The sequence below is a fragment of the Xenorhabdus santafensis genome (genome assembly GCF_033949405.1).
GTDB classification, from domain to species: domain Bacteria; phylum Pseudomonadota; class Gammaproteobacteria; order Enterobacterales; family Enterobacteriaceae; genus Xenorhabdus; species Xenorhabdus santafensis.
Window position 1 is genome coordinate 1 of sequence record NZ_VCDN01000018.1, and the last position, 11,876, is coordinate 11,876.

Annotated in this window: 11 protein-coding genes; 8 read left to right on the plus strand and 3 right to left on the minus strand. The window is 42.8% G+C overall.

What is annotated here, in order from left to right; translation table 11 throughout:
- Positions 1 to 135: 135 nt before the first annotated feature.
- From mltC to mutY, 3 genes are all read right to left on the minus strand, one after another.
- On the minus strand, positions 136 to 1,209 hold the full coding sequence (gene mltC / locus FE392_RS05080; protein ID WP_319929153.1) for a membrane-bound lytic murein transglycosylase MltC: 1,074 nt from the start codon (positions 1,207 to 1,209) through the stop codon (positions 136 to 138).
- 257 nt (positions 1,210 to 1,466) lie between these two features.
- Positions 1,467 to 1,739, minus strand: coding sequence for an oxidative damage protection protein (locus FE392_RS05085; RefSeq protein WP_319929154.1), 273 nt, complete (start codon positions 1,737 to 1,739; stop codon positions 1,467 to 1,469).
- Between the two features lie 28 nt (positions 1,740 to 1,767).
- Positions 1,768 to 2,808 (minus strand): A/G-specific adenine glycosylase, encoded by a 1,041-nt coding sequence (gene mutY, locus FE392_RS05090; protein ID WP_319929155.1) that lies wholly within the window; start codon positions 2,806 to 2,808, stop codon positions 1,768 to 1,770.
- Positions 2,809 to 3,051: 243 nt separating this feature from the next.
- On the opposite strand from mutY, the gene trmB reads away from it, so the two are divergent.
- From trmB to FE392_RS05130, 8 genes are all read left to right on the plus strand, one after another.
- Positions 3,052 to 3,771: a tRNA (guanosine(46)-N7)-methyltransferase TrmB gene (gene trmB / locus FE392_RS05095; RefSeq protein WP_319929156.1), complete on the plus strand. Its 720-nt coding sequence runs from the start codon at positions 3,052 to 3,054 to the stop codon at positions 3,769 to 3,771.
- The gene (locus tag FE392_RS05100; RefSeq protein WP_319929157.1) at positions 3,771 to 4,097 is read left to right on the plus strand and encodes a YggL family protein; all 327 of its coding nucleotides are present in this window, start codon (positions 3,771 to 3,773) and stop codon (positions 4,095 to 4,097) included. The genes trmB and FE392_RS05100 overlap by 1 nt, the downstream gene beginning before the upstream one ends.
- Before the next feature lie 139 nt (positions 4,098 to 4,236).
- A complete protein-coding gene (glsB, locus tag FE392_RS05105; RefSeq protein ID WP_319929228.1) occupies positions 4,237 to 5,163 on the plus strand; it encodes a glutaminase B in 927 nt (308 codons plus the stop codon).
- Positions 5,164 to 5,214: 51 nt separating this feature from the next.
- Positions 5,215 to 5,952 (plus strand): DUF2884 family protein, encoded by a 738-nt coding sequence (locus tag FE392_RS05110; RefSeq protein WP_319929158.1) that lies wholly within the window; start codon positions 5,215 to 5,217, stop codon positions 5,950 to 5,952.
- An 833-nt stretch (positions 5,953 to 6,785) separates the two neighbouring features.
- Complete coding sequence (locus FE392_RS05115; RefSeq protein WP_319929159.1) at positions 6,786 to 8,540, plus strand: ABC transporter ATP-binding protein; 1,755 nt, start codon at positions 6,786 to 6,788, stop codon at positions 8,538 to 8,540.
- Positions 8,537 to 10,201 carry an ATP-binding cassette domain-containing protein gene (locus FE392_RS05120; protein ID WP_319929160.1) on the plus strand — a complete coding sequence of 555 codons (1,665 nt, stop codon included), beginning with the start codon at positions 8,537 to 8,539 and terminating at the stop codon, positions 10,199 to 10,201. The genes FE392_RS05115 and FE392_RS05120 overlap by 4 nt, the downstream gene beginning before the upstream one ends.
- Positions 10,179 to 10,376, plus strand: coding sequence for a hypothetical protein (locus tag FE392_RS05125; RefSeq protein WP_319929161.1), 198 nt, complete (start codon positions 10,179 to 10,181; stop codon positions 10,374 to 10,376). The genes FE392_RS05120 and FE392_RS05125 overlap by 23 nt, the downstream gene beginning before the upstream one ends.
- A gap of 127 nt (positions 10,377 to 10,503) precedes the next feature.
- On the plus strand, positions 10,504 to 11,739 hold the full coding sequence (locus FE392_RS05130) for a cytochrome P450 (protein ID WP_319929162.1): 1,236 nt from the start codon (positions 10,504 to 10,506) through the stop codon (positions 11,737 to 11,739).
- Positions 11,740 to 11,876: the final 137 nt, after the last annotated feature.

Consider the following 11,876-nt stretch of genomic DNA (forward strand, 5'->3'; position numbering starts at 1 on the left):
GGGGCGCATTAAACCGTATTCCCCCGAATCCGTCAAACTATTTCTGCATAATTTTATCTATGTGCTTTTAAATTGCCCAATAAGCTATAATTACAAGCAAAGTGGAGAGATAATGACCTCTCCACTTCTCCTAAATTATCTGCGATAACCTTTCTGTGCATTGTTTACTTTCAACAAGTAACGACGCGATTCAGCGGAAGGGTGCTTGTTTGTCAATGTTTCATAAACATCACCCGGCTCCATTGAGTTGATAATTTGAGCTGCTTTCTTTTTATCGCTTGAAAATACGCGCAATACACTGCCGGCACCGCCATTGTAGGCTGTGATAACTGCGTAGCGACGCGAAGTCGCATTCTTGATTTCACCTAAATAGATATTTTGCAATATCGATAGATAGGCTGTTCCTGCATCAATGTTGTTTTCAGGATCAAAAAGATAATTGCGGCTAGGCTGGCCTGATTTTCCTTGCATCTTGAATACGTCTTTTCCGGCAGTATGTTGCATGACTTGCATCAACCCTAACGCATCAGAACGGCTGACAGCATAAGGGTTAAAGCTGGATTCAGTCTGCATGATGGCAAGGATGAGTGATTCATCAATGCCATATTTCACTGCGGCTTTGCGAACGATCGGGAGATATTTGTGAGCACGTTTGTCTAAGTGGTTAGGAACTAATTGGATGGTGACCGACCAAATGACTCGTAGCCCTGATTGTCGTTTTTGTAATTTATTTTGAATCAGGTAATCCGCAAAATGGCGGGCGCGCCATTCCCAACGAATGGGTTCTCCACTGTTATCCAAAACCTGCCCGTAAAGGAACGGCTCTTTGCTTATCTGAATATCATTCGAATCGGAATAAAGATCAATTGAACCCGGATCATCACCCATTAATAATGTGGTGACGATGGCTTTGTGCAACCGCTCAGTCGGTTCGATCGGGGAGATCGTTTCAATCGTAATATTCCCTGCATCAAAATTGATATGGCTGCGGGTTTGGTATTGATCCGTGTATTTCACATAATCTTTTGGGCCTGCAATTAATACTTCCTGTAATCCCCAAATATTTTCAATGTTGTGGGCGAATTGCCCCATCAAAATATCGAAACCATTCGTGTCTTTTACGTATTTTTCGTTGAATTCAACATCTTTTTTGCTGGAACAGGAAATCAGGAGTGGCGTGAGAAGAATAAGGGGCAGCAATTTTTTCATTTTTCAGAGCCGTTGGATATATAAGATGTCATCAGTGGTTAGAGCCATAAAAAATGGCTCTCATTATACCTGTCGTTTTTCAAGTTGCAGTCTTGGAGGCGTACTCACTTATCCCGGCCACATAGCGATTAATGCCTTATCTGTGTAACCAAGGAAAACTGGAAGGCTCCAGCCTTTGGCTGAGTACATACCACTCCCTTGCCATCGTGCTGAATCTTGAAATCCGATGGGTATATGTAATTAATTGAGCAGTAATATTATTGTTCTGGCGGTGTATAACCGTCGATTTGAATGTCATGCCCTTCAAATAAGAATTTCACCATTTCTTGTTCAAGCAACTTGCGATCATCCGGATTCATCGTGTTTAATTTTTTTTCATTAATTAGCATGGTTTGCTTGCTCATCCATTGTTGCCATGCTGCTTTGGAAATTTCATTGAAAATACGCTTGCCCAATTCTCCCGGATAGAGTTGAAAATCCAAGCCCTCGGCGTCTTGCTGCAAAAAAGTACAGAAAATCGTTCTGCTCATAATTAATCCTCAAAATAAAATGGGCGAATTAACCCAATTGTTGCAAAAGGTATTCAACGGGAGCTGCTAACCCAATTGTTGCTGGTTGGCGTAAGTTATACCAAAGTCCCTTATTTTCATCCATGCAGGAATCAAAAGATAAGATGTCTATCCTGATGGGAACGATATCTAAATGAAAATGACTGAATGTGTGGCGAAATGCAGTCAATTGTTCAAGTTTACTATGGGAAATACCCGAATCTTTCAGCCATTCCTCCAATGATGCCTGATCAGCAAATTGCGGGAAAGCAAATAATCCCCCCCAAATGCCTGAAAGTGGCCGCTGTTCGAGCCAAACGGTATCGCCATGTTGCATTAATAAAAAGTAGGCGGTTCTTTCCGGAATGCTCTGTTTTGGTTTTTTACCCGGATAGTCGGCCCAATTAAGATTGGCATAAGCAATACAACCCGTATTAAGCGGGCAAATTTCACATTTAGGCTTGCTGCGGGTGCAGACCATCGCACCTAAATCCATCATTGCCTGATTAAAATATTCAACGCCTTGTGCAGGCGTGACTCGCGTGCTGATATCCCATAGTTGGTTTTCAACTTCTTTTTTTCCCGGCCAGCCTTCAATAGCGTAGCAGCGGGCCAGCACACGTTTTACGTTTCCATCCAGAATGGGAAAGTGCTTGCCTTGTGATAAAGAGAGAATGGCACCCGCAGTCGAACGCCCCACGCCGGGAAGGGCAACCACATCGTCGAATGTCGTTGGAAACACGCCGTTATGTAAGGTCACAATCTGTTGTGCCGCTTTATGCAGATTACGGGCACGTGCGTAATATCCCAGACCTGTCCATAAATGCAGAACTTCATCCAATGGTGCGGCTGCCAAAGAAGCAACATCAGGAAAACGTGAAATAAATTTTTGGAAATAAGGAATGACTGTCGCAACCTGCGTTTGTTGCAGCATCACTTCTGAAAGCCAGACGTGATAAGATGTTTTTTCCAATTGCCATGGCAAACTTTTTCGACCATAGCGGTGATACCATTCAAGTACCAGTTGTGAAAATTGCTCGGCTTCCATCATTAGAATAATTGTCTTTATATCGGATAATAGTTTCGTGGACAGAATTGCAACATAGTGTAACCTCGGTGTAAACCCGAACTTTGTTTCGAAGTACTCCGCAAATTGGCATTAAAGTTGTGCTTATGGACACTGAACTTGATAAACTCAGCCATCTTTGCATAATTGCGCTCTCTTTGGGCAATCCTGCGGTGCATAAAGTCCCGTACGCCTGAGCAAATGGCTTTAATATTGACAGAAAGTACCATGATAAATAACGTAATTTCACCGGAATATAATGAAGATGGCAGGGCGCTACGCCGTGTCCGCAGTTTTGTACGTCGGCAGGGGCGGTTGACAAGTCGTCAGCAGCAAGCACTTGATAATGTGTGGCCAGAAATGGGTGTGGATTATCAGCCAGAGCAAATTAACCTGGAAGAACTTTTCGGGCGTGAAGCGCCGGTCGTATTGGAAATTGGCTTCGGTATGGGAGCATCGCTGGTGGCGATGGCGAGCCAGAATCCAGAGAAAAACTTTTTTGGAATTGAAGTTCATGCTCCGGGAGTAGGGGCGTGTCTGGCTTCGGCAGACGAAGAAAAGATCAGTAACTTGCGTGTCATGTGCCATGACGCCATTGAAGTACTGAATAATATGATCCCTGCCCAGAGTTTGGAAATGGTTCAGCTTTTCTTCCCTGATCCGTGGCACAAAGCCCGTCATAACAAGCGTCGGATTGTCCAGCCTGAATTCGCTCAGCTCATTAAAAGCAAACTGAAAATGGGCGGAGTTTTCCATATGGCGACTGATTGGCAGCCATATGCAGAACATATGCTGGAGGTAATGAGCGAAGCTGAAGGGTATCGAAATTTATCGGAAAGCGATGATTATGCACCACGCCCTGATTCACGTCCGGTCACTAAATTCGAAATGCGTGGTCATCGATTAGGGCATGGTGTGTGGGATCTTATGTTTGAGAGGGTTAAATAATGGCTAAAAACCGTAGTCGCCGTCTGCGTAAAAAAATGCGTATTGATGAGTTTCAGGAATTAGGTTTTTCAGTAAAGTGGAACTTTCCGGCCAATACAGCCGTTGATGTTATTGACAACACTGTTGATACTTTGATTGAAGAAGTGATTGAGCCGAACGGCTTGGCTTTGGATGCCAGCGGTTATATGCAGTGGGAAGGCATTATTTGCCTGCAACAAATTGGTAAATGTACTGAAGATCATCGCCAATTGGTTGAGAAGTGGTTGAAAGATCGCGGAATGGAAGAAGTTATCACATCAGATCTGTTCGATGTGTGGTGGGATTGATTCACTGTTGTGTGAGAAATAGTGCCTTAAGTAATACTTTTATTACGCAATAATCGCGCTGTATGTACATGCTGTATGTAATCGTAGCGCTGTATGCAGGGGCTCCTTTGGAGTCCCTGTTTTGTCTGGAGAGAAAGTGGTGAAGGTAAGGTTCTCTAATTCGTTATTGGCAGATATCTTAGATGAAGTACGCCCTTTGATTGGCCAAGGAAAAGTAGCCGATTATATTCCTGCTCTGGCGGGAGTCCCGGCCCATAATCTGGCAATGGCTATTTGTACGGTAGATGGTCAGGTTTTTAAAGCGGGGGATGCAGATAAACGTTTTTCGATTCAATCCATCTCTAAAGTTTTGAGTCTGACGCTGGCGATGACACGTTATAAGGAAGAGGATATCTGGCAACGAGTGGGTACTGAACCATCAGGGCAGCCATTTAATTCATTGGTTCAGTTAGAGCTGGAAAAGGGAATACCCCGGAATCCTTTTATTAATGCAGGGGCGTTGGTGATTTGTGACATGTTGCAATCACGCTTGAGTGCGCCTAAGCATAGAATGCTGGAGTTTGTCCGCAGCCTCACGGGGCAAAAAGATATTTGCTATGATGATGTTGTTGCCCGCTCTGAGATGGAGCATTCCAGCCGTAATGCTGCAATCGCTTACTTGATGAAATCATTTGGTAATTTCGAAAACGATGTCATTACGGTTTTGCAAACTTATTTTCAATATTGTGCTTTGAGAATGAATTGTGTTGAACTGGCCCAGTGCTTTATTTACTTAGCTAACAAAGGGCGCATGATTGGCTCAGGTCAGCAAATTTTGAGTCTTCGGCAAACAAGGCAGATCAATGCATTGATGCTGACTTGTGGAATGTATGATGGTTCGGGGGAGTTTGCTTTTAGAATTGGCATGCCAGGCAAATCCGGCGTAGGCGGCGGGATTGTGTGTGTGGTTCCGGGAGAATTTACTGCTGCGGTATGGTCTCCTGAATTGGATAAATCAGGCAACTCTCTGGCGGGTTGTGCAGCATTGGAAAAATTATCTGGGCGTATAGGACGCTCTATTTTTTAATCTGGTCTGTGCTGATGCGGAGTCACCAGACAAAAGATATCAGGAGAGTGTATGTTACGCAAAATCACGATTGCTGCATCATTTTTATTTGCATCTCAGTTCATTGCAGCCCAAGCACAGGCTGATTCTGGCTGTCAGGTGACATTAAATGATGACATTATTGTCACACCAAAATCAGTTCAAATTGTTGGCGCCAACGGAAACCTGGTAATAATGTCAGATGGTTCCATAACCCGTGATGGTAATTTGTTGTCTTTGAATGGAGCTCAACGTAGTAAAGCACAGCAATATCAACAAACTATTCGCCAAGATTTGCCGTGGGTGAAAAAAGAGGCTTTGAGCCACTTGGCAAATGCGCGCTTATCTCTGGATAAAGTGATTACTGATACGATGGGTAAAGAAAGCAATATTCGTAATCGCTTATCTCAATTGGAATCTGGCCTTAACCAGCAAATTGACAAAGTCATTGAAACTCGCGTGAATGGTTTTACATTTCATGCTCAGGCCGTCAAGCAGATGGAGTCAGCAGGGCAAAAACTTATCGAACAAAGCCTTGGCGGTATCTTGCAGGATAGTATCAATGAAATGAGCCGTAAAACAAGCGAGCAGAATGACGGCGGCAAACAATTGTTGATGTCTATTCTTGGTGGATTGGGCGGCATGCAAAATGGTTTTGATACTGAATGGAAAAAACAGGAACAAGAGTTGAATCGTTTGAAAGACGAAGTTTGTAGTAAAGCGAGTCGATTAGAACAACAACGTATTAGTTTGATGAATTCGATTAAGTAAATAATAATATATGTCCAGTATAAACTATTGGGCATAATTTAATTCCTTACCTACAGAAAATAATTTCCTCATTTTAAGGTAACTAACACTGGCTCGTACATTATTTGGCAATTTTGGTGGTTTGGTTAAATTTAACCATATGATTTTAGAGCCAGTATCACTAAATTTGCTTATGGTATGGACATAAATGAGTTAATCATCAGTCAAATCAATAGCTGCTTTTAGCCTAAGCAACCCATCAGGTTAAATATATAAATCCAAGGAAAATAATTAATTAGATAATTATTTTTGAGGCTATATTCTGCTGGATTTATTTTTGCTTTATTTATACATTAATTCCTAGGTCGTTTTTATTATAATTATCTTAGCCAAGATTATATTGATTGAATCAATCGAGAAAGGGCTATTGCTCCTTTTGTGTTACCAATCAACAGCGCAGTTACTGTACTCGAAGTTACGACGGTAATGACAGAAGCTAGCCCTTATATCAAAACCCATTTACAACAATCCTATGTTATGCCAGAAAGCTCCAAAGTTGGATTCAATTATTTAGGGCGTTTCCACAATTAAGGTTGGATTTTGAAGGCGAACTTTTATTTCTGAATACTCATGATGAAAGTGTAACCAATCCGCTTTTTATTGATATCACTACAGATGGAACCGGCGACTGGAAGCCTCTATCAACGCCTACGGATTATTTTCTCTCTTTTAACATTAGTGTGAATGATGGGGTGATGGAGAGTCGTGTTCAATTTGCGCTGACGTTGTGCCGACAGCGCAAATAAAAACTGTTTTAGCTGAATTCAATGAACAGATAATCCATAACAATCAATATGAAAATACAAACGAATATGCAAGAGATGAATTCGCCTAACCTATTAGCAGGCTTTAAATTGCTTTGGCAGAGTGCCCGGCCGATGAAAAAAGCCATTATCGGTGCTTTCTTGGCGTTATCAATCACACTTGCTTGTGATTTAGCGGGGCCATTTGTTATCCGTCATTATATTGATAAAGCGACGGCAGGTACTTTCGTTTATGAACTTATCTTTTTGGCTTTGGGATATGCAATTATCTCTTGCTTTGGGGTCATAGCTGGATTGGTTACCAGTTATTGGAGCACCAATGCGGGTTGGGGCATTGCGGATACGCTTAGACGTCAGTTATTTCATCATGTTGTACACAACCGGTCGATCCTGCAAATTGAAAGTGAAGCTCAGGGCAAACTGCTTGAAAAGATTGAGGGTAATGCGGATATCATTGGGAAAACTATTGCAGAATCCGGGTTCAAGATTATAGGAAATATCGCATTAGTATTAGGCACCTTAATAATTTTGTTTTCTATCATACCGGAAGTAGGCGTTGCGATTACTGTGCTGGTTCTTGTTGTCGCTTATATTCTGGTGAAGCTGACCCAGCTTGCAGTAGTACGGTGGCAAAAAGCGCGTGAAGAGAAAGCCCACATATTTGGTTTTATCGGTGATGTTTTTGTCGCAAAGGACGATCTTCATTTATTAGGAAGGAGCCGCTGGCCTGCTTTGCAACTACAGAAAATGCTTTCTGTCCTCTTAAAAATGGAGCGCAAAGCCTATGTTAGCGGGCGCATATTCTGGCCGATTACCCAGTTATTCTTTGCGTTGAGTTTTGGTCTGGGTTTTGGATTTGGACTGCAATTACTCGGCCATAACAGTATCAGTATTGGCACGTTAACCATGATTTACCTTTATGTTGATCGACTTAGAGAGCCGATGGAAGACATGTCTTCGGAGGTGGATCAGGTTCAACGATTGATGGCGACTTTATCCCTTGTCGTGAAGATGTTACGAGATGAGGAAAAAGTGAGTCACAACAGTGTGGAAGTTCAACTACCTGAAGACCCCCTACCAATTAAATTTGAGCAAGTTTATTTTCGTTATGAAAGTCAGGGTAGACAAGTTTTACATAACGTCAGCTTTAGTGTGGATGCTGGAAGCAAAGTGGGCATTGTTGGCCGAACGGGAGCAGGAAAAAGCACACTACTCAATCTTATGTGTGGATTGGCTCAGCCTGATAGCGGACGAGTTACCATTGCCGATGTTGAGGTCACATCTATCCATCCTGATGAATTTGCCAAGCGTGTGGCCGTGTTAAGCCAAAAGGCCCATTTATTCTCATCAACGCTACGTGAAAATTTAACCTTATTTGATAGCAACATTTCAGACAACGCAATCTGGTGTGTACTCGAAGAATTAAATATTCACAGATGGGTGAAGGCTTTACCTGAAGGGCTGGATACTTTGATGGGGAACGGGGGGCGCTCATTATCGGAAGGTGAAGTCCAAATGATTGCTGGAGCAAGAACCATGCTTCAAGACGCACAATTGATCATTATTGATGAAGGCACTTCGTTATTAGATCCCAATACGGAGAAAAGCTGGCTGGGGTTACTGGAAAAAATTAGTGCTAATCGCACGGTAATCATCGTTGCCCATCGCTTGCATACATTATCCACTGCTGATCAAGTCATCATCATGAGTGAAGGCTGCGTTAAGGAGATCGTTCATGGCGAAGGGATCAAAACGTTAACAGAAAATATGGAATTTATATCATGACGGTATTAACCCATTTTTTCCCATCAAAAATGTTGTCTGCTTTACGGGGCTTAGTGTGCAAGTTTTTCTTTCTTTACCTTATTAGCATGGTTGTATGGACGCTGATCCACGGCTTGCCTCTGGTTGTTGGTTTTGCCATTAGCCGGCTTCTTGATAGTGCTGTTATAGACCCTGTAGGTTCAGAATCTTGGTGGCTATTGGGGTTGGCTGTCAGCACGATGGTATTACGCTCTGCAATATTGATTTTGGGTTTACATATTGATTTCACATTGATTTTTAAAGTCAGTGCATATCTTAAAAAACGTATTTTGGAAGGGATAAACGGTAACTTCTCTGCTAACGGCTTGCATCTTCCTCAGGGAGATATGCTCAATCGCATTCGTAATGACAGCGATGAAGTGGCCTCTTTCCTCGGTTGGACAGCGGATTTCTTCTACCGAGCCGTATTATTGTTGATTGCACTCGTCGTGCTGTTAAGTACTGATGTTGTTACGACGCTGGCACTTTTGCCAATGGTTGGGGGGTTATGGCTGGGCGTAATTCTCAAAAACAAGGTCGGGACATTGCAGGAAGAGAAGCGTCAATATCAAGGCCAAATTGCCAGTCGTATTACCGACATACTGACAGGAATTCGTGACCTTCGCCTTAGTGGAAAGTTGGATTTGCACATTGAGCGGCTTTCAACAAATTTTGAACGTCGCCGTATGGTGCAGGCAAAACATCAAATGTTCACTGATCTGCTGTCTGGGTTATTTCGCAATATAGTGATGTTAGGTACATCTATCGTTTTGATTGTTGTTAGTGCCCGCATCATTAGTGGCGATTTTACCATTGGTAAATTAGCGCTGTTTTTAACTTATATCGGTTGGGTAAGTGAGCAGATTTTCTTTTTTGGCCGCGCATTAGCTAACTATAAAAATGCTGATGTTTGCTATGAGCGAATTAAGCCACTGTTGCAGATAGAACAACCCGACGGTCAAGCCCCTATTGCTGATGATGCGCTGAAATCACTGGCAGTGAGAGGACTTTGTTGCAATAGAGATACGCAACCTATTTCATTCACTGCAATACCAAATCAACTCATTGTAGTTAATGGCGAAGTCGGTTCAGGTAAAAGTCGTATGCTCCGCGGCTTACTAGCTTTGGAACAACGTTTATCTGGGAGCGTGCTTTGGAATGATAAAGAGGTTTGTGGCAATGATCATTGGTGGCAAAGCCCTAAGGTTGCTTATGCCCGCCAAGGTGCAGGTTTTATTGGCGGTACTGTCCGGGATAATTTGGCGTTGGGTAACAACGCTATCAGCGATGAAACGATGGAGCGAGCGTTAACGGCAGTATATCTGAAATCAGGGTCACCCGATCTTCCTGAAGGACTTGATACTGTGCTGGGTTCTGGTGGTGCCAGACAGTTATCTGGTGGTCAGCGCCAACGTTTGACACTGGCTCGTATGTTATGCCACCCAGCAGAAGTTTATGTTGTTGATGATTGCGATTCATCATTGGATGCGGATACAGCCCGAGCAATATGGTTATTACTGCCTAAACAGTGGCCAGGGATCTGGATTGTAGCATCGCAGAATATTGATCTGCTTGCTCAGGCGGATCAAGTCTTGACTATCAAACGGTGGAGCGAGAAACATGAATTATGCGGTGGTATCTAACTTAAATGATAATGAACAGAACCAAATTTATGCCTTAACAGAAAGCGCCATCAAAGAATTAGGTGTAAATCAGGGTATCACCCATACCGAACTGAAGTTGACCGAACAGGGAGCCAGAATCATTGAAGTGAATGGCCGGGAGGCTCACAAATCTATGAAATTAACACGGTGCTAGGAAAAGCTGATAATCACGAGTTGTTTTTGGATATTTATCAGCGTATGGGGCAGTGCCTGCATTTCCATGTCCGATTTACGGACAATAACGAAATTAAAACTCTTGATGCTCATGGGATGGGGGAAATATGAACCTAATTTCAAGTATAGCTAAAGTACCCGATAATCTAGACCTCACTGATCCTCTTACTCATCTACGCCCTGATATCGATAATATTTGGCGACAATTACGCCGGGATTCCCCTGTTGCCTGGCATGCTGCGGTTAATGGGCTGCCGGGATTTTGGGTGGTTAGCACCCATGAATTAGTTATGCAAGTTTACCGTGATAGCCAAACTTTTACCTCTGTTCATGGCAATGTTATGGCGACTTTGCTATATGGCGGAGATTCAGCTGGTGGCCGGATGCTTGCCGTGTCAGATGGAGACAGACACCGTCAAATTCGTAAGGAGTTGTTAAAGTCTTTTAGCCCGAAGAATTTGATGTCAGTACAGAAAAGAATCAAGCATGCAATGCATGAACTTGTGCGCAATGCAGTAAGATCTGAGCAATGTGATTTTGCTACTGATGTAGCACCACATATTCCGCTTGCAGCCATCTGTGACATTTTGAAAATTCCAGAATCAGATCGGGCAAAATTATTTGCCAATGCGAGTACAGCACTCGCTTCTAACTCTTTATCAGTAGATGAGTTAGATACCCGCCTCGCTCGAAATGAATTGTTGATGTATTTCTATAAATGTATTCAGACTCGCGAAATCGAACCGTTGGAAGATGATCTAATCAGTAATCTGATCGCACTAACTCAAGGCTCCTTGGCCTTGACACAAGAAGAATTGGTTTTTAATTGCTATAGCATACTCCTTGGCGGAGATGAAACAACTCGGCTGGCATTAATAGGGATCGTAAAAACATTCGCTGAAAATCCAGAATGCTGGGCTCAGTTACAACGAGGGGAAGCCGAAGTTAGCAAGGCGGTAGAAGAGTTATTACGATGGACTACGCCTGCTTTACATGGTGGTAGGACAGCAACCGTAGATATTGAATTAGGGGGGCAACAGATTAGGGCTGGTGATGTTGTGACTGTCTGGAATCGATCAGCTAATTTTGATGAAACCATTTTTACTAAGCCTGAAGTGCTTGATTTGAACCGAACTGATAATCGGCATCTTTCTTTTGCATATGGCGCTCATTTTTGCCTTGGAGCCGCACTTGCCAGAATAGAAATTACTGCATTGTTGGAAGCATTATTGGCACTCGTCGATGAGATCTCTTTGAGTGGGGAACCGAGTCCTATCTATTCGACTTTTCTATCTGGTTACCATCACTTGCCCGTCAAATTGGTTGCTGCAAATTGCTCATAGGAATCAATGTGATGAAAGAATTCATAGTGTTGCATGAGCAATTCGATGCGATGGTTGAAAGTGATCCGCACAAAGTTGCCATTAGTGAAAATCACAAGGGCTAAATCAATCCTAACCCAACGAAATCAAATAAGAAT